Below are 17,879 nucleotides of genomic sequence, written 5' to 3'. Positions count from 1 at the left end.
ACTTTTGCTGGGCAGGCTCCTCAGAAATTTTTAATAACTTATAGGAAAAACAGCCAACCGACATCTTTGATTTCGGCAAACTCTGCTGATCATTGCGTCGAAATTTTGGCGATCGCCGAGGATCTCAGTTGCCCTCCCTAGGGACTTGACAGGCGCAACAATGATTCGCCGAAGGCTTTTGGGGCTGTTACAATAAACCTCTGATAATTCTGTTGGTCTTACAAGCAATAAACTCCCATGGGTAAAGGCATCGTTCTGCTATCAAAACGAGAAATTGAAAAAATGCGCAATGCGGGACGGCTAGCGGCGCAACTCCTTGATTACCTAGAGCCTCTGGTTAAACCGGGAGTGACGACCCTCGAATTGAACGATGCGGCGGAGGAATGGACCCAAAAACACGGTGCAAAAAGTGCCCCCCTCGGTTATGGCAAGAGTAATCCTTACCCAAAATCCATTTGTACCAGTGTCAATGAAGTAATTTGTCACGGCATTCCCAGTAAGAAAAAAGTGCTCAAAGACGGCGACATCATCAATATCGATGTGACCCCCATTCTCGATGGCTACCATGGTGATACGTCCCGGACTTTTTTTGTGGGCACCCCAGCACCCAGGGTTAAAAAATTAGTCGAAGTAACAGAAAAATGTCTGTACATCGGCATTGAAGCGGCTCAACCCAACGGTCGCATCGGTGATATTGGGGCGGCGATCCAAGAATATGCCGAATCCCAAGGCTATTCAGTCGTGCGTGATTTTGTCGGCCATGGCATTAGTAATGTCTTCCACACAGAGCCCCAGGTTCCCCACTATGGCAAACGCGGCAAGGGCACCAAAATTCGTCCGGGGATGGTTTTTACCATTGAACCAATGATCAATGAAGGCACCTATGAGAGCCAGCTACTCGGTGATGGTTGGACAGCGGTGACCAAGGACGGTAAGCTTTCGGCTCAGTTTGAACATACGATTGCGATCACCCCAGAAGGGCCAGAAATTTTAACCCTGTCGGCATAAAGAGTGTGATGGGATAGCTTGAAAACCTGAGATACCAACAAAAAAGACCCCACTTGGGGTCTTTTCACAATTAGTTTTAGGGTTTAAACGTAAGCGTCTAAAGCTCTATTCTTCTCCGTCTGCTGCTTCAGCCTCTTCTGCTTCGAGGGTGCCGGCAGGGACAAATTCGATCTCAGACTGTTCTTCGAGCCAATCGAGGGTGGCATCAATGGTCAACTCTTCTTTGATGGCTTCCTGGAGACGCTCTTCATCAAAGCCTTCCTGAAGTTCTGCCTTGGCTTCCTCTAGGCGCTCGTTAAATTTGTCGGTATCAATTTCGATCTTCTCGACCTTGGCAATTTCCGTGAGAATCAAGGAGTTGCTGAGCCGTTGTTCTGCTTCTGGGCGAGCCGTTTCTCGCAGTTTAGGAATCATATCTTTAGTAAAGATCCGATTCACATCGATGCCCATGCGGCTGAATTCCATCATCTGCTGGGTGAGGACTGCGGTAATTTCTTCGTTGACGCTCACTTCTGGCAGTTCGGCGCTGTTATTGGCAGCGAGTTGTTCTAGCAGATAACGACGCACGCTGTTTTTGGTGCTGATTTCAGCGTTTTCTTTTAGCTGGGCTTCTAGACTTTCTTGCCAAGCCGCGAGGGTTTCAAATTCTTCGTTGGTGGCTTCGCTGGCAAACTCATCATCGAGTTCTGGTAGTTCGCGGCTCTTGAGTTCCTTGAGGGTGACGGTGAAGGAGACTTGTTTCCCCGCCATTTCTTCGTTGCCGTAGTCTTCGGGGAAGGTAACGGTGAATTTCTTGGTTTCTTCGGGTTTCATGCCGACAAAACCATCCACAAAGCCTGGGATAAATTTGCCTTCTTCGAGGTCGAGGGAAAAGTCTTCGGCTTGGGTGCCGGGGATAATGTCTGCTTCTTCTTCACCAGCGTCGTTTACATAGCGACCTTCGTAATCGGCGATCGCCACATCTCCCATTTGGGCGGCCCGGTCTTCGACGGGGACAAGGGTAGCCAGTTCGCGTTGTTTTTGAGTGAGAAATTCATCGAGATCCGCCGGATCATATTCGCTCTTTTCGGCCTTAAAGCTGAGGCCTTTGTAGCTGTTGAGGCTGACGGTGGCGGGGACATCCACGGCGGCCTTGAACGTGAAGGCTTCACCGGGTTTGTAGGCGCTGATCAGGTCATCGAAGGAAGATTTGAGTTGGAAATTTCCTAGGGCCTCAATGTTTTCTTGGGCGATCGCCGCTTTTAAGCTGTCGTCGATCAAATCCTCAAGGACAGACGCCTTAATGCGATTGGGGCCTAACCGTTGGATCAAAATCTGCTTAGGCACTTTCCCTTTCCGGAAACCAGGGAGGTTCACGGTACGGGCGAGTTTCCGCACTGTGTCATCGTAGGCTTTTTGGGTGACGTCAGCGGGGACTTCGATTTCTAGCCCAACTTGGCTGGCAGGAAGCTTTTCCTGGATAACTTTCATCGATGTTTAAAGGTTCTAATATATAAGTTACAACTAAGGGTCTTAGGATAGTTCTGTTCGTTGGCGATCGCCCCTTTAGGGGTCTGAATTGAGCGCTCCATGATATCCTAAGGTCAGTAACCCAAACGCAGGATTACCCAGAATATGTTTGGGTCGGTCTATTGCGTTTTTACGAGGGGTTAACCTATCTGATAATAGTATAATTAGAGCTTCGATATACAAAGTCTTGCGAAAGGGATGCCCCAGCACAGAACGACAAAAGCGGCCCTGCTTATCCTCGCCAAATCCTCGCCTCTGGGGTGATCAAGTCAGCCCCGCCACAGTGAAAAATTCCCCCTAGGCGATCGCCCCAACCAGATTTTTACTTTTTAATTTCATTACCCTTAACCCAAAGTCATTAGGAGGTTTATTCTTTGTCAAAATTAGTCAATGTCGCCATTCTTGGTGCTACCGGAGCCGTTGGCGCAGAACTCTTACAGTTGTTAGAAGAGCGGGATTTTCCCCTCAACAACCTAAAACTTTTGGCCTCGCCCCGTTCTGCCGGGAAAACCCTCACCTTTAAAGGCCAACCCATTACCGTCGAAGCCGTCAGCCTAGAAGCCTTTGAAGGGATCGATATTGTCCTCGCCTCCGCCGGGGGAAGCACTTCGAAAAAATGGGCCAAGGCGATCGTTGAAGCTGGTGCCGTGATGATCGACAACTCCAGCGCCTTTCGTATGGATCCGGATGTCCCCCTAGTGGTGCCAGAAATCAATCCAGAAGCAGCCCAACAACATCAGGGCATCATCGCTAATCCCAACTGCACAACTATTCTCATGGGAGTTGCGATCTATCCCCTCCATCAAGTGCAACCCATCCAGCGGATTGTGGTTTCCACCTATCAATCTGCCAGTGGTGCCGGGGCGATGGCCATGGAAGAAGTCAAACAACAAACCCAAGCGATCTTGGCTGGGGAAGAACCCCCGACGGAATCCTTTCCCTATCCTCTCGCCTTCAATCTTTTCCCCCACAATACTCCCATTGACGAAGCGGGCTATTGCGAAGAAGAGATGAAAATGGTGAACGAAACCCGGAAAATCTTTGGGGCGCCCGATTTACGGATTAGTGCCACCTGTGTTCGGGTGCCGGTGCTGCGGGCCCATTCTGAAGCGGTTAACCTAGAGTTTGCGCAGCCCTTCGAGCCAGCCCAAGCCAAAGACATCCTCACCACGGCCCCTGGTGTTACCGTAGTAGAGGATTGGGAAAACAATTATTTCCCGATGCCCATGGATGCAACGGGGAAAGATCCGGTGCTGGTGGGTCGTATTCGTCGGGATATTTCCCAAGACAATGGCCTGGAATTGTGGCTCTGTGGCGATCAGATTCGGAAAGGAGCAGCCTTAAATGCCGTCCAGATTGCGGAACTGCTTTGGGAAAAAGATTGGCTCCAACCAGCGGCGATCGCAACGGCGGTCTAGTCCAGTAAGATTTATGTGTGTTGTGTCGATTCGTTTATGACAAGTACAAGATTTGGTCGAGTGATCACCGCAATGGTGACCCCTTTTACGGAAGAGGGGCAGGTGGATTACGCGATGGCGGAAAAATTAGCGGCCCATCTCATTGACCAGGGGAGTGACGCCCTTGTTGTCTGCGGCACCACCGGAGAATCACCCACCCTGACTTGGGATGAGGAGTATGAGCTATTCCGGGCTGTGCAAAATGCTGCCACTGGACGGGCTAAGGTAATCGCGGGTACGGGTTCTAATTCCACCAGTGAGGCGATCGCCGCCACCCAAAAAGCCGCTAAACTGAACTTAGACGGTTCGCTGCAAGTTGTTCCTTATTACAATAAGCCCCCCCAAGAAGGACTTTATCAGCATTTCAAGGCGATCGCCGAGGCCTGCCCTGATATCCCGTTGATGCTTTACAACGTGCCAGGGCGCACCAGTTGTAATCTGTTACCCGAAACCGTGATTCGCCTCGCCACAGTGGACAACATCGTGGCCATCAAAGAAGCCAGCGGTAACCTCGACCAGGCCGCCCAAATTCGTTGTGGTGTAGATTCTACCTTTGAAATTTACTCAGGGGATGATAGTCTAACCCTACCTTTGATGAGTGTAGGAGCCCAGGGCGTTGTGAGCGTGGCCAGTCACCTTGTCGGGCCGCAGATGCAGGCGATGATCCAAGCCTTTCTTGCTGGCCGTACCCAGGAGGCGATCGCCCTCCACCTGAAGCTTTTCCCCCTATTCCGTGTCCTATTCTGTGATACCAACCCCCTCCCCGTGAAAACCGCTCTCATTCTTCAGGGATGGCGTTTAGGTAGCTTTCGTCCGCCCCTCTGTCCCCTCAGCCCTGATCGCACAAAACAACTCACCCAGGTATTGAAGGATCTGTCCCTCCTCTAAAACAGAGCATGGGACGAACAGCCCACTGCCATGGCTTTTGACAACTGAACAGTATTGCGCCAATTACCAGCACCCGATTGATCGCTGGTCATATCTAGCCGTTGGTCTTTAAATACCAGCCTAAAAGTTTTCTATTTCAACCTTTTCTCTAGTTTTAACCACAAGCAAATCTAAGGAGTTTTATGAACAAGAGCAAACCCCAACCCACAACCCGTAGAAGAACCCGCACCAGCCAAAAACAAACGACCAAGCCAGAAAATCTCAACCCCCAGGACAGTATTAAAATTATTCCCCTGGGTGGTCTCCACGAAATTGGTAAAAACACCTGTGTTTTTGAATATGACGATGAAATCGTGCTGCTTGATGCGGGACTAGCCTTTCCGACGGATGGGATGCACGGGGTCAACATTGTTCTGCCAGATACAACCTATCTCCGGGAAAACCGCCACAAAATTAAGGGGATGATTGTCACCCACGGCCACGAAGATCACATTGGTGGTATTTCCCATCACCTCAAGCAGTTTGATATTCCCGTCATCTATGGCCCCCGCCTAGCCATGTCTCTGCTGTCCGACAAACTAGATGAAGCAGGCGTAAGCGATCGCACCAAACTCCACAGCGTCATGCCACGGGACATGGTGCGCATTGGTAAAAATTTCCTCGTAGAATACATTCGCAATACCCACTCCATTGCCGATAGCTTTACCGTGGCGATCCATACCCCCATCGGCGTGATTATTCACACAGGGGACTTCAAAGTAGACTTTACCCCTGTTGACGGTGAACAGTTTGATTTTCAGCGGCTCGCTGAGCATGGCGAAAAAGGTGTTCTCTGTCTTTTAAGTGATTCGACGAACGCCGAAGTTCCCGGTCGCACCCCTTCGGAAGCCTCAGTGAAGCCGAATTTAGACAGAATCTTTGGTCAGGCCCAAGGACGACTCTTTGTGACGACCTTTGCCTCTTCTGTCCACCGGGTCAGCATTATTTTAGAACTGGCGCAAAAACACAATCGTAAGGTGGCTGTGGTGGGCCGTTCCATGCTAAACGTCATTTCCCATGCCCGCAATTTAGGCTACATGAAATGTTTGGATGAGCTGTTTATTCCCCTGCGGCAGCTGAAAAGCATGAAGGATGAGGATGTTTTGATCCTGACAACGGGTTCCCAAGGTGAAACCCTATCGGCCATGACACGGATCTCCCACGATGCCCACCGCCACATCAAAGTTAAGGAAGGGGATACGGTGGTCTTTTCGGCCAATCCAATCCCTGGCAATACGATCGCCGTGGTCAATACCATTGATCGTTTGATGATGCGCGGCGCGAAGGTCATCTACGGTAAAGGGGAAGGAATCCACGTTTCTGGCCACGGCGCCCAAGATGATCACAAGTTGATGCTGGCCTTGACGAAGCCAAAGTTTTTCATTCCCTTCCACGGGGAACACCGGATGTTGGTGAAGCACGCCCAAACGGCCCAATCGATGGGGGTACCTGAGGAAAATATTGTGATTATTGACAATGGTGACATTGTCGAACTCACGGAAGACTCCATTGGTGTTACCGGGAAAGTGCCTTCGGGAATTGAATTAGTAGACCGTTCTGGTATTGTCCATGATTCGGTACTCCAGGAACGCCAACAGTTGGCCGAGGAAGGGGTGATTACGGTGGCCGTGGCGATCGCCCAGGACGGTAATCTAATTGCGCCGCCAGAAATTCATCTCCGGGGTGTAGTTACCGCAGCGAACAATAAGTTACTCCACCAGTTAATCCAGCGGAATGTCGAAAATGTGTTGGAGGATCGCCTCGCAGAATATAAAGAGCATGGCAAGCGCAGCAACGAAGACATTGACTGGACTGATATTCGCCTAGAAATCGAAGCATCCCTGCAACGCCTTGCCCGTCGAGAATTACAAGGGGAACCCCTGGTGGTCTTTTTGATGCAGGTCAGCGAACAGACTGCCGTTAGAACCCAGCGCCGTCGTCGTCGTCCCACAGCATCCCTTGCTTCCTAATGCAGGAAAAGGATTTGGGATTTGCTCTAAGTCTCTTGTAAGCATTTAAATTCAGAGAAATACAAAAAAGGGAGCCATAATGACTCCCTTTTTTGTTTACGGATTCAGAGCATTAAAAAAATTCGAGAAAATGCTTAGCTGATAGCCAAGCTCTTAGAAAAATTAATTTTCGCTATTTTGAGCCTGGGCCGGATCTACCCAGATAATGCGCTGTTGTTTGGGATCGACTTTTATGGTGTACTCCTGCATTAGTCGATGGCTCCCGTAGGCATCGAAGTGACGGTTAAATTCTTGGCGTAGTTTGGCGACCCGTTGTTCTGCTTCGGTGACTTCGCCCTTGAGAACGGATAACTGTTGCTGTTGGGATAGTTGGGCTGGTAACAATTGGGCAATGGAGGCGATCGCCACCCCACCGAAGAGACAATTTACAGAAATCTGCGCCGCCAATTCCCAGCAGGCGAACCGATGCTGCTTATTTGCTGCTGTTAATGGGCCAGCGCTTTTTTGATCTTGCTTATGGCGACGTTTCTGGAGAGAAATGGGGGTCTGTTGCCGGGGTGATTGTGGAGGGGAGAAGCCGTACATGAACACAGGATCCAACACTAAAAAAACAAGAAATCGCGTAACCTGAAGTTATCGAAGCATTTTTCTTTGATTGATAATGCTTATAACAAGCCTTTTTAGAAAAAATGATCGATAATTTTGCCGATGTTTAAATGACAGTAGATGCGCTGAGAATGGATCGAGGCGATCGCCCAAATCATTAAGATGTAAAAAATTTCAAGACCGAAATTCATCACAATTTTTTGGAGAATTTTGATCAAGCTTTGGCCTTGATGCTAGCAGCATCTTAGCATTTGCGTTTTAAAAAATTAGAATCTCTTCAAAAAGAAGCTCTGATCCCCAAAATTCAGGCAAATATGACCGCTATTGATAAATAAAACAAATCATAGCCACGCAGATTTTGTTGAATTCTAATAGGTTTCTGCATAGGGGCTGGGACTCTGGGCCAGATTTAAAAACTTTGTTAGCTCCGGCTGGAAAATCAGCTTAACCGTCCCGGTGGGGCCATTACGGTGTTTCGCAATAATCACCTCGGCAATATCTCGCTCCGGAGTATCTGGGTTGTAATAACTGTCGCGGTAGAGCATTAAAACCAGGTCGGCATCCTGCTCGATGGAACCAGATTCCCGCAGGTCAGACATCATCGGGCGTTTGCTGTTGCGGGCCTCAACCCCTCGACTTAACTGGGATAGGGCAAAAATGGGCACATCTAATTCCCTGGCGAGCCCTTTGAGCGATCGCGTAATTTTTGAGAGTTCTTGGACACGATTGTCTCCACCGCCTTCCATGAGTTGCAGATAGTCAATGAGGATTAACCCTAACTTTCCCCCCTGTTCTGCCTGAAGTTTCCGGGCCTGCGATCGCATCTGACCTACCGTGATATTCGCCGTATCATCGATAAATAAAGGCACATCCGACAAAAATTCCACCGCTTTGAGGAGGGGGCGCATATCAACTTCATCGAGGCGTCCGGCCCGGAGACGATTACTTTCAATCTGAGCCTCCCCAGCCAAGAGGCGCTGCACCAATTGCTCCTTCGACATTTCTAAACTAAAAATGGCCACGGGAAGCCGCTCTTTTTTGGCAATATTGGTGGCCACATTGAGCGAAAAACTGGTTTTTCCCATGGCGGGACGTCCGGCAATAATCACCAGATCAGAGCGTTGGAAGCCATTGGTCATCGCATCGAGATCATAAAACCCACTCGAAAGCCCCGACAGCATCTCTTTTTCCTGCTGCTTGGCCTGGCGTTCTTCGATATTGCTAAAGGCTTCGGCAATGGTTTCGGCAATGGCGGTTAGGCCATCCTGGGGACGGGTCTGGGTGAGCCGAAAGATTTTTTGCTCAGATTCATCGAGGACATCGGGTAGAGTTTTAACGGTGTCATAGCCTAGATCAATAATTTCATGGCCCCCGGCAATGAGTTGTCGCCGCACGTATTTATCCATGACCAGTTCCGCATAGTGGTCAATATTCACAGCGGAGACGGTGCGATCCACCAATTGGGAAAGCTTGGGAATACCGCCGACTTTTTCGAGACGTTCGTTGTCCTGGAGCCAGGTACTCAGGGCCAATAAATCCGTCGGTTTGCCCTGATTATGGAGCACCAACAAACCCTGATAAATATCCCGGTGGGCCTGGACATAAAAGGCATTAATCACCAGAACATCCACTACCCGCCCCATGGCTTCTGGGTCCATTAAAATCCCCCCCAGAATAAATTCTTCGGCTTCGATATTTTGGGGCGGAAGGGCGTTACCGGGAAAAGCGGGAGTTGAATCGGCCATGGTTGGGGAGGAAGTGGGGCGTAAGGAAACGCTTTCTTAATAGTCTAAACGTACTGATTGAAAATGAAAATAGCGATCGCCACTGGGACTTGCTGGAATGTCAGAGGCAATGGGAAGATCGCAGGCATTAGGCAGAGGGGATTTCATGTTTAGTTATCTTAAGGGAGAGGCGATCGCCATCCACCGGAATTTGCAGGGGCGTTTTTTTCTAATTCTCGAAGTAAAGGATATTGGCTACGAGATCCAAGTGCCAGGACGCCTCGCCCAGGAGTTGGCAGCCGCAATCGGCCAACCCCAACATATTTTTGTCCACAGTCAGCAACGGGAGGACGGCACCTATCTCTACGGCTTTGCCAGCGGTGCCGCGCGGGATTTGTTCCGTCAGCTCATCAGTGTCAGTGGCATTGGTGCCCAAGGGGCGATCGCCCTCCTCGATACCCTAACCTTGCCGGAATTGGTACAGGCCATTGTCACCGCCGATCATCGCCAGCTAGCCAAAGCGCCGGGCATTGGCAAAAAAACCGCCGAACGACTTGCCCTCGAACTGCGCAGCAAACTCAGCCAGTGGCGGGATCAGTTTTCGCTCCCCGACACAGCCGCTCAACCCAATGCTGCCGTCCACGAAGATTTGGAGTTAACCTTATTGGCCTTGGGATACCAAGAAACCGAAATCCGTGGGGCGATCGCCACCCTCAGCCAAGACCCCCTCTTGTTAAAAAATGACAACGCCGACGAATGGATCCGGCGGGCCATTACCCTCCTAAGCCAGGCATAACAAGACAAAAACCCCCTGCAATGAGGAGGCCCAGGCTCACCTGTTCAACAAAAAAACGCTATTGAATTTCCCGGACGCGGGGTTGTCCGTCAATAATTTCGCCGACCAAAATCACATCAGCCACCCCAACAAACAGACCGTTTTCCAGGACGCCAGGGATATTATTAATCTTTTGCTCTAGGGTTGCTGGGTCGTCGATGCCAGCAAATTTAAGATCCACGACTAAATTCCCTTCATCGGTCACCACGGGGCCAGCCTTTTTTACCCCCATCCGGAGTTCTGGCTTACCACCCAATGCTTCTAGTTGACGCATCACTGGCGTAATGGCCATGGGAATAACTTCCACGGGTAATAAAAAGGTTGAACCCAAGCGATCAACCAGCTTGCCGCTATCTACCACGACGACAAATTTATTGGCGAGGGCATCCACAACTTTTTCCCGGGTGTGGGCCGCACCGCCCCCTTTAATTAAATTTTTCTGGGGATCGACCTCATCGGCCCCATCAATGGCCACATCAATGCGATCGACGGCATCCAAACTGCTTAGGGGAATTTTGTACTGTTTTGCGAGAACTTCTGCCTGGAAGGAGGTGGGAATCCCGACAATATTCTCCAGTTCACCTGCGGCTAAACGCTCACCAATGTATTGAATTGCATAGGCCGTTGTTGACCCAGTGCCTAAACCAACCACTGAGTTGGACTGGACTAGGGCGGCGGCGGCTTTGCCCACTTCCTGTTTCATGACCGTGACGGCATCCATTGTGTATCCCTCCGAGAAAAAAGTTGAATAAAAAAATTAATACTGAAAAATTTTTTGGCGTAAACAAAACAAATCCTGCCACACGATCTGCAGCAGGAAAATCAATGACCCAAGGCCTAAACGTTAGCGGTTTGCTGTTGGAGCATGTCTTTGAGCTTCTCCAGTTCGCTGGCCCAGCGGGGGTCGGGTTGAGCGGAAGTTGCATCGCCGTAGCTGGATTGTTTCTTGCTGCTGCCACCACTGCGCTTGCGCTTGCCGCCTTTGGCGTTACTGGTTTCGGCGGGTTTGTCATCGCCTTTGCTACGGGGGAGAGCCTTCTCAATTTTGAGGGGACTGTCCATGAAGGATTGGCCATTGTACTTTTCGATGAAAGCATCGGCTTCTTCGTCGGTGGGGACGGTAACGAAGGCAAAACCACGGCATTTGCCTGTTTTCCGGTCTTTGATCACTTTGGTGGTTGCGTTTTCGCCTGCTTCAGCAAAGAAATCAACCAGGGCTTGTTTTTCGACGACGTCTTTGGGCAGATTGCCGACATACAAACGTACGGACATAGGGAACCTCCTAGATGTTGGTTGGGTTAGATGAAAAACTGGTTTGGGGACAAACTCGTCCAGGGATCAAGTGCTGATAATGTGGCGATCGCCTTTGACCTTGCATACAAAAAAATTTAACTGTAAAAAGACTGATCATCCAGTGTTGTTGTGCCCTAGGGCCTTCGGTGAAAACTGATCGGTTTGTCTGTCACAGGAGCAGTGGTGGCATACTTCACATCGTGCGGTTGCTCTGGAGTTTTTACTTTACCGTGAACGTTACAGAATGTATAGCACCATCGAGTGACCCATTATGGGGTAAATGGTGCGGAAAGACAAGTCACTTAACGTTTTTTTCCGTTTTCCCCAGGGAATTTATGCTATGGCGATCGCCTGAAATTTTCTCGATGCCGTGGCTTTGGTGAACAATAATCCATCGTAAATCTTGGGGGAAAAAATTGCCCCTGAACGTAACAGAGATGACGGCACCACACAACGGAATGTGAAAGATCGATCAGAAAAGTCGGTAGGATTTGCTAGAGTGGATCACCGATTTTCCAAAACATCTATGGAAAGCGAATTGTGTTTTAAGTTCGGGAGAGTGAGGCAGGTTCCATGGCAATGATCGTTCAAAAATATGGCGGTACCTCCGTCGGCTCGGTAGAAAGAATCCAAGCGGTGGCCAAACGGGTACAGCAACGGGCCCAGGCGGGCAATCAAATTGTCGTGGTGGTCTCTGCCATGGGAAAAACCACCGATGGTTTGGTGAAATTGGCCCACGAAATCAGCACCAATCCCAACCGGCGGGAAATGGATATGCTCCTCTCCACGGGGGAACAGGTCTCGATTTCTCTGCTCAGTATGGCCCTCCAGGAACTGGGACAACCGGCAATTTCTCTCACTGGTGCTCAGGTGGGAATCGTTACTGAAGCGGAACATAGCCGTGCCCGCATCCTCGAAATTAAAACCGACCGCCTCCAACGACACCTGCAAAAGGGAGAGGTGATCGTCGTGGCGGGTTTCCAGGGCATTTCCAAAACCGAAGATCTAGAAATTACTACCCTGGGTCGGGGCGGATCGGATACTTCTGCGGTGGCGATCGCCGCCGCCCTCAAGGCCTCCTGCTGTGAAATTTATACCGATGTGCCAGGAATTTTAACCACCGACCCGCGTATCGTCCCCGAAGCGCAACTGATGGCCGAAGTCACATCCGATGAAATGCTAGAGCTTGCCAGTTTAGGGGCGAAGGTGCTCCATCCCCGTGCTGTCGAAATTGCGAAAAATTATGGGGTGCCCTTGGTGGTGCGTTCCAGTTGGACGGAGGATCCGGGGACTTGGGTGACCTCTGCCCCGGTGAGCGATCGCCCCTTGATTAACCTCGAAATTGCCAAGGCCGTCGATGCGGTGGAGTTTGATACCAACCAGGCCCGTATTGCGATGCTGCACATCCCTGATCGCCCCGGCGTCGCCGCCAAATTATTTGGGGAAATCGCCACCCACAATGTCGATGTGGATTTAATTATCCAGTCGATCCACGATGGCAACAGTAATGATATTGCCTTTACCGTGACCGAAAATGCCGCCACCCAGGCCCAGGCGATCGCCGAAGCTATTGCCCCCACCCTCTGCGCTGGCACAGACCAAGATTTAAGCGATGTTGCGGTGATGAGCGCCAATGACATTGCCAAAATCACCATCTCTGGGGCTGGGATGATTGGCCGTCCCGGAATTGCCGCCACCATGTTCCAAAGCCTAGCCGATGCAGGGATTAATATCGAGATGATTTCCACTTCGGAAGTGAAGGTGAGTTGCGTTATCCAGCAGACGGATTGTGACCGGGCGATCGCCACCCTCTGCGATGTTTTTGACATTGCCTCTTCCCCGATGAATACGGCCCCGGCAGCTCTCAATCCCGAAGATCACCCCCCCGTCCGGGGTGTCGCCCTTGACCTCAAACAAGCGCAACTGGCCATTCGTCACGTGCCGGATAGTCCTGGTATGGCTGCCCAAATTTTTTCGCTGTTGGCCCACCAAAACATCAGCGTCGATATGATTATCCAATCCCAACGGTGCCGTGTCCTCAATGGAATCAAAACCCGTGACATTGCCTTTACCGTCGCCCAGGGGGATGCTGAAGCGGCTCGCCTCGCCCTCTCTAGCATGGCGGAACAGCTAAACTTTGGGGAAATCGAAGTAGATCCGGCGATCGCCAAAGTTAGTATTGTCGGTTCTGGGATGATTGGCGCACCAGGGGTTGCGGCTCGTTTCTTCCAAGCCCTCGCCACGGCAAAAATTAACATTCAGATGATCACCACTTCTGAGATTAAAATTAGTTGCGTCGTCCCAGAAACCCAAGGCCAGGCCGCCCTGAAACTCGTCCATGAAGCCTTTGCCCTCGGTGGTGAAGCAAAGGTGGAAGTCCCCGCCTAATCATTGCCCAAACCCAGGATTAGCCCGCCGAGGAGAATTAGGAGCAAAAGCCCCAGGATCATAAGTACGCCCATACAAATTCCCTAAAAATACAATCTGCATTTAAACCCAGCCTAGCCCGGTTGGGTTTCTTTTTAGCGGAAACAACTTGATTCTAAAAATATTTTTCAAACAAAAAAAGAGCCCACCGAGGTGAACTCTCTTTATGCAGTGCCGGGAGGCGGAATTGAACCGCCGACACGAGGATTTTCAGTCCTCTGCTCTACCAACTGAGCTATCCTGGCGTTTTGCGCACAAGTTCTAATTTAGCAAAGCAATTTTAAATTGGCAACCCCTAAGCCTAGATTTTTCTCAAAAAAAGTTTTTTACGGGGTTTTTTTCATTATTCTTCGATGGCAATGCGGCCCTGACGTCCCAAACGGAACACCAAAAACGTCAGTAAATACACGACATAAATCACCAAGCCGACAATTCCTAAGAAGCCGAGAAAACCGGGTGTCGAGTTGGCGTGCAAAATTTGTTGGTAACGGCTGGGTGCTTCTAGCCACACTTGGCAATAGGTTCCTTGGCGCATCGCCGTCGAAAAGGCACAGCCCAAAAATGGTAGATTGGCGATCGCCCCGAGCGCACAGTAAACTGTCACCGCCCAACGCCAAGCCGTAAACGCGAGTTTTAGACGACTACCCGGCTGATCGCGAATTTCTTCATTGAGATCAATCCAAAACCATAACCCAATGGGGATCAAAATCCGTGACAACAGCCCTGTCAGATAGCCCACTGACCAACTGGGAATCAACAGATACACCGTCACCATTAACAAGCTGGCCACTTTCCAGTAAATGCCCAGGAGCCGCTGCATCGATTCCACCTTCGCGACGAAACTCCAGATCAACAGTGCAATCGGCACCATCACCGTAAAAATGACCGCCAAACGGTAGTCCATCCAGGCCAATTGCTGTAGTAACGTTTCATCCATGGTTTATGTGGGGTTTGAGACAAATTAAGATTGATTTTTCACAGTATACACAAGTCAAAGCAGTGGCACTACGGAGAGAAACCACTGCTTTGGGGGTTAGCCTCTAGCACATTTTTTGACCTTACCGAAGCCAAGATCAATGACTAAAAGCGCATCAACTAATTTTTTTAACCGAAATAAAGGCGATCGCCGACAAAATTAGTCTTCGTAGAGACGGCATTCATCCGCGTCGGGGTTATCATCACAAAACTTTTCTAGGGGACTTTTTTCCGGCTCTTTTTCCCGTTGGTGAGCGGCTTCCGCCTGGAGTTCTTCAACGGCGTCCCAAGCAGCTGCACATTCAGCGGAAGTGGAGTCAGTACTACAAGCTTCCCGAGCCGCATCACGTTCTTGTTCAATTTTTTGATGAATATTTGTCATGAATCCTCGTTTTATCTTGCTATCTTTTTTAATTAAGGGCTCCAGTGACGAATGTTGCAATGTTTGCTTAAGCTCAGCAAAAAGAAAAGACAACAGCCACTGGCGTAGGAACGAAACTCTTTGCTTTTCTTGGCAGTGATTGGCATTCACCGATGGAGATCAGCGCAGGATTAAATTCGAAAAATAAAAAGTCCCTACTACTCCCCATTGTACCGTAGGAAACCTGGTGGGTCGGTTTATTTTAGATCGGGTATTGCGCCATCGCCGCCCCAGAAAAAATCCCGCCGGCTAGGGGATGTTGTAGTAGAATCTATCTGCTCTGCTTGGAGATCTCCAGAAAAAGCCATGAAGTTTGTTTGCAGTCAAAGTGATCTAAATAGCCAACTGTCCCTCGTCGGTCGGGCGGTGCCCTCGCGGCCTACCCACCCTATTTTGGGAAATGTGCTGTTGACTGCGGATGCGAACCGCCACCAGATTCAACTCACCGCTTTTGATCTCAGCCTCGGCATTCGCACGAGTTTTCCGGCCCAAGTCATCGAAGGGGGCACCCTAACCCTGCCAGCGAAGTTGCTCAATGATATTGTGTCGCGTCTGCCTGAGGGGGAAGTGACCTTGAGTTGCCCGTCGGATACTTTGATGAAAGGCGATGCCCAGGCGACCCTAACTGCTGCTACGGGACGGTTTCAGATTCGAGGGATGGGGGCCGAGGAATTCCCAGAATTACCAACGATCCAGGATGGTAAAAAATTAATGTTGCCGGCGATCGCCTTGAGTGAAGGCCTAGGAGGTGTACTATTCGCCGCAAGCCCCGATGAAACCAAGCAAGTTCTCACGGGCGTCCATCTCACCCATCACCAGGATTGCCTTGAGTTTGCCGCGACCGATGGCCATCGTCTTGCCCTCGTCGAAACCAGTGATCAGGTCAGTCCAGAGCCAGAATCCAGCGAAACTGGTAAACTTCCCACCTCAACCCTGGAAGATTTTGCCCTAACCATCCCCGCCCGGGCGCTCCGAGAACTAGAACGAATGTTGACCACCGCCAATGAAGCGGATTTAATTGCCCTGCATTTAGACGATAGCCAAGTTATTTTTGAAGTCAATCACCAGCGCCTCACCAGCCGTAAACTAGACGGTGCCTACCCCGCTTACCACCAGTTAATCCCCCGGCAGTTTAGCCGTGATGTCACCCTAGAGCGACGGGCTTTGATTAGCAGCATTGAACGGGTGGCGGTTCTGGCCGATCAAAAAAATAATATTGTCAAATTCCGCCTCAACAGCGCCGAACAAAAACTTCACCTCGCTGTGGAAGCCCAGGATGTGGGCAGTGGTGAAGAAGCCTTGCCCGCCCAGGTTTCAGGGACAGACCTAGAGATCGCCTTTAACGTGAGGTATCTCATCGATGGTTTGAAGGCTTTACCGAGTAATGAGATCAAGATGCAGTTGAATGAGAATAACCAGCCAGTCATTTTTACGCCCCTGGGTGCAGTGCAAATGACTTATCTGATTATGCCCGTGCAGATCCGCAGTTAAGGTGTTGGGGCTGGGGCTGTCTCTGGGGCGGCTGGTTGGCTAGGCGCTTGGATAATCTCTTTTTTAGCCATGTGGTCATAGAATTGACGACTAATTTTGTGGAGTAGCTCTTTACCCTTGGGGTCGTTGTAGGGACGCTCGACAAAAATTGCGGCAACGTAACGCTTGCCATTGGGCAGATCAACAATTCCCGCATCGCCGATGATACTGCCAATGTCTCCGGTTTTATGGACGATGTCGGCTCCCTGGCCCAAGCTCTGGGGTAAAAGGCGATCATTACTCGTGGCTCCCATGATCCGAAACAGGCGATCGCGGGAGCGGACAGACAAAATTTCGCCTTGGTTAACGCGGGCCAGGAGATGGGCGAGATCCTTCGCGCTGGTGAGGTTTGTGCCTTCGAGATCCGGCAGGGGGTTGTTTAATTGGGTTTGGGTCATACCCCACTGCTGAAATTTGGCGTTGAGGACGGCATTCCCCCCCAACAATTCGGTGATCATGTTGGTGGCGGTGTTGTCACTGTTGACGCTCATTTCCGTGGCGGTGTAGAGGGCGGTGTAGGTGCTGCCTGGGGTTTTGTATTGCATGCCGCCAGATCCGCCCCCGATGACCTCTTGAGTGAGGGTGAGGGAATCATCGAGGTTGACTTTGCCACTGTCAACGGCTTCAAAGAAGGCCACAAGAATGGGAATTTTGATCGTACTGGCGGCGGAGAGGGGGCGATCGCCAGCCACATCTAAATATTCCCCGGTGTCTAAATCCACAAAGAGCAAAGACGCATCGAGGGTAGAGTCAGCGGCGATCGCCGCTTGGGTGGTTTCTGCCAGTTGGGTGAGGGGCTTTTTTAGGGGGAGTGGCGCCGGGGCCGGGGGAGGAGAAACCTGTTCAGAGAGGAGCTGTTGGCTCGTTACGTTGTCGGGGGGAGTAACCGTGGGGACGGAGCGTAGGTTCGCCGCGCTGAGAATGGTGCCAATACAAGCACTAACGCCCACACCCACGATGAGTAAACGGAGAGGATACAGGAAGGGCCGGGGTAATTTGAGGCGTGCTTGGCGGACTGGGCGGCGAGAACGGCGATTTGTCCTTGGGGAGTTGGGGGGGGCCTGGAGCGCGATCGCCTGGGGGGAATTCCCTTGCCGGTGACGGGCTTCAAAGGCGATCACCTTAGTATTGGTCGCAGCATTCAATGATCGTGGCGCTGGGGATTTTCTGCGTTTAGAACGACGGGACTTACCAACC

Annotated in this window: 15 protein-coding genes and 1 tRNA gene; 7 read left to right on the top strand and 9 right to left on the bottom strand. The window is 50.7% G+C overall.

Annotated elements, in window-relative coordinates; genetic code table 11:
* Positions 1–237: 237 nt before the first annotated feature.
* Positions 238–1,008, top strand: a complete 771-nt coding sequence (map, locus tag FEK30_RS10560) for a type I methionyl aminopeptidase (protein ID WP_030006497.1) — start codon at positions 238–240, stop codon at positions 1,006–1,008.
* Between the two features lie 105 nt (positions 1,009–1,113).
* Here map and tig read toward each other — a convergent pair whose 3' ends face one another.
* Entirely contained in the window at positions 1,114–2,478 is a 1,365-nt protein-coding gene (tig, locus tag FEK30_RS10555) for a trigger factor (RefSeq protein WP_138073162.1), read from the bottom strand.
* 413 nt (positions 2,479–2,891) lie between these two features.
* On the opposite strand from tig, the gene FEK30_RS10550 reads away from it, so the two are divergent.
* From FEK30_RS10550 to FEK30_RS10540, 3 genes are all read left to right on the top strand, one after another.
* Positions 2,892–3,935 (top strand): aspartate-semialdehyde dehydrogenase, encoded by a 1,044-nt coding sequence (locus tag FEK30_RS10550; RefSeq protein ID WP_138073161.1) that lies wholly within the window; start codon positions 2,892–2,894, stop codon positions 3,933–3,935.
* Between the two features lie 36 nt (positions 3,936–3,971).
* Positions 3,972–4,862: a 4-hydroxy-tetrahydrodipicolinate synthase gene (dapA, locus tag FEK30_RS10545; RefSeq protein ID WP_030006494.1), complete on the top strand. Its 891-nt coding sequence runs from the start codon at positions 3,972–3,974 to the stop codon at positions 4,860–4,862.
* A gap of 182 nt (positions 4,863–5,044) precedes the next feature.
* The gene (locus tag FEK30_RS10540) at positions 5,045–6,871 is read left to right on the top strand and encodes a ribonuclease J (protein ID WP_255447855.1); all 1,827 of its coding nucleotides are present in this window, start codon (positions 5,045–5,047) and stop codon (positions 6,869–6,871) included.
* Between the two features lie 162 nt (positions 6,872–7,033).
* Here the strand turns inward: FEK30_RS10540 and FEK30_RS10535 are convergent, their stop codons facing one another.
* Complete coding sequence (locus FEK30_RS10535; RefSeq protein ID WP_138073160.1) at positions 7,034–7,456, bottom strand: slr1601 family putative cell division protein; 423 nt, start codon at positions 7,454–7,456, stop codon at positions 7,034–7,036.
* A gap of 389 nt (positions 7,457–7,845) precedes the next feature.
* Entirely contained in the window at positions 7,846–9,222 is a 1,377-nt protein-coding gene (dnaB, locus tag FEK30_RS10530) for a replicative DNA helicase (RefSeq protein ID WP_030006491.1), read from the bottom strand.
* Between the two features lie 145 nt (positions 9,223–9,367).
* Between dnaB and ruvA the strand changes: the two genes are divergently transcribed.
* Complete coding sequence (gene ruvA, locus FEK30_RS10525; protein WP_138073159.1) at positions 9,368–9,997, top strand: Holliday junction branch migration protein RuvA; 630 nt, start codon at positions 9,368–9,370, stop codon at positions 9,995–9,997.
* A gap of 58 nt (positions 9,998–10,055) precedes the next feature.
* Here ruvA and rpiA read toward each other — a convergent pair whose 3' ends face one another.
* Together rpiA and FEK30_RS10515 are read right to left on the bottom strand one after the other, a co-directional pair.
* Positions 10,056–10,757 carry a ribose-5-phosphate isomerase RpiA gene (gene rpiA / locus FEK30_RS10520; RefSeq protein WP_138073158.1) on the bottom strand — a complete coding sequence of 234 codons (702 nt, stop codon included), beginning with the start codon at positions 10,755–10,757 and terminating at the stop codon, positions 10,056–10,058.
* Between the two features lie 116 nt (positions 10,758–10,873).
* Positions 10,874–11,308, bottom strand: a complete 435-nt coding sequence (locus tag FEK30_RS10515) for an RNA recognition motif domain-containing protein (protein ID WP_138073157.1) — start codon at positions 11,306–11,308, stop codon at positions 10,874–10,876.
* A gap of 594 nt (positions 11,309–11,902) precedes the next feature.
* On the opposite strand from FEK30_RS10515, the gene FEK30_RS10510 reads away from it, so the two are divergent.
* Entirely contained in the window at positions 11,903–13,717 is a 1,815-nt protein-coding gene (locus FEK30_RS10510; RefSeq protein ID WP_138073156.1) for an aspartate kinase, read from the top strand.
* A gap of 211 nt (positions 13,718–13,928) precedes the next feature.
* Here the strand turns inward: FEK30_RS10510 and FEK30_RS10505 are convergent.
* The 3 genes from FEK30_RS10505 to FEK30_RS10495 form a co-directional block, all read right to left on the bottom strand.
* A tRNA-Phe gene (locus FEK30_RS10505) sits at positions 13,929–14,001 on the bottom strand.
* A gap of 98 nt (positions 14,002–14,099) precedes the next feature.
* Positions 14,100–14,693: a DUF3177 family protein gene (locus tag FEK30_RS10500; protein ID WP_030006486.1), complete on the bottom strand. Its 594-nt coding sequence runs from the start codon at positions 14,691–14,693 to the stop codon at positions 14,100–14,102.
* Positions 14,694–14,891: 198 nt separating this feature from the next.
* On the bottom strand, positions 14,892–15,113 hold the full coding sequence (locus tag FEK30_RS10495) for a Calvin cycle protein CP12 (RefSeq protein WP_012306885.1): 222 nt from the start codon (positions 15,111–15,113) through the stop codon (positions 14,892–14,894).
* Positions 15,114–15,458: 345 nt separating this feature from the next.
* Here FEK30_RS10495 and dnaN point away from each other — a divergent pair, with 345 nt between their 5' ends.
* Positions 15,459–16,643: a DNA polymerase III subunit beta gene (gene dnaN / locus FEK30_RS10490; protein ID WP_030006485.1), complete on the top strand. Its 1,185-nt coding sequence runs from the start codon at positions 15,459–15,461 to the stop codon at positions 16,641–16,643.
* On the opposite strand, the gene FEK30_RS10485 is transcribed toward dnaN, so the two are convergent.
* Positions 16,640–17,827 carry a serine hydrolase gene (locus tag FEK30_RS10485; protein ID WP_255447854.1) on the bottom strand — a complete coding sequence of 396 codons (1,188 nt, stop codon included), beginning with the start codon at positions 17,825–17,827 and terminating at the stop codon, positions 16,640–16,642. The two genes, dnaN and FEK30_RS10485, sit on opposite strands and share 4 nt — an antisense overlap.
* Positions 17,828–17,879: the final 52 nt, after the last annotated feature.

The sequence above is a fragment of the Picosynechococcus sp. PCC 11901 genome (assembly GCF_005577135.1).
Lineage (GTDB): Bacteria > Cyanobacteriota > Cyanobacteriia > Cyanobacteriales > MRBY01 > MRBY01.
This window is presented reverse-complemented; position numbering and strand designations above follow the sequence as displayed.

Coding starts and splice junctions, on each gene's coding strand:
- dnaN (WP_030006485.1), top strand. CDS start 15,459: ATGAAGTTTGTTTGCAGTCAAAGTGATCTAAATAGCCAACTGTCCCTC.
- FEK30_RS10495 (WP_012306885.1), bottom strand. CDS start 15,113: ATGACAAATATTCATCAAAAAATTGAACAAGAACGTGATGCGGCTCGG.
- FEK30_RS10510 (WP_138073156.1), top strand. CDS start 11,903: ATGGCAATGATCGTTCAAAAATATGGCGGTACCTCCGTCGGCTCGGTA.
- dapA (WP_030006494.1), top strand. CDS start 3,972: ATGACAAGTACAAGATTTGGTCGAGTGATCACCGCAATGGTGACCCCT.
- FEK30_RS10540 (WP_255447855.1), top strand. CDS start 5,045: ATGAACAAGAGCAAACCCCAACCCACAACCCGTAGAAGAACCCGCACC.
- dnaB (WP_030006491.1), bottom strand. CDS start 9,222: ATGGCCGATTCAACTCCCGCTTTTCCCGGTAACGCCCTTCCGCCCCAA.
- rpiA (WP_138073158.1), bottom strand. CDS start 10,757: ATGGATGCCGTCACGGTCATGAAACAGGAAGTGGGCAAAGCCGCCGCC.
- map (WP_030006497.1), top strand. CDS start 238: ATGGGTAAAGGCATCGTTCTGCTATCAAAACGAGAAATTGAAAAAATG.
- ruvA (WP_138073159.1), top strand. CDS start 9,368: ATGTTTAGTTATCTTAAGGGAGAGGCGATCGCCATCCACCGGAATTTG.
- FEK30_RS10535 (WP_138073160.1), bottom strand. CDS start 7,456: ATGTACGGCTTCTCCCCTCCACAATCACCCCGGCAACAGACCCCCATT.
- FEK30_RS10515 (WP_138073157.1), bottom strand. CDS start 11,308: ATGTCCGTACGTTTGTATGTCGGCAATCTGCCCAAAGACGTCGTCGAA.
- FEK30_RS10500 (WP_030006486.1), bottom strand. CDS start 14,693: ATGGATGAAACGTTACTACAGCAATTGGCCTGGATGGACTACCGTTTG.
- tig (WP_138073162.1), bottom strand. CDS start 2,478: ATGAAAGTTATCCAGGAAAAGCTTCCTGCCAGCCAAGTTGGGCTAGAA.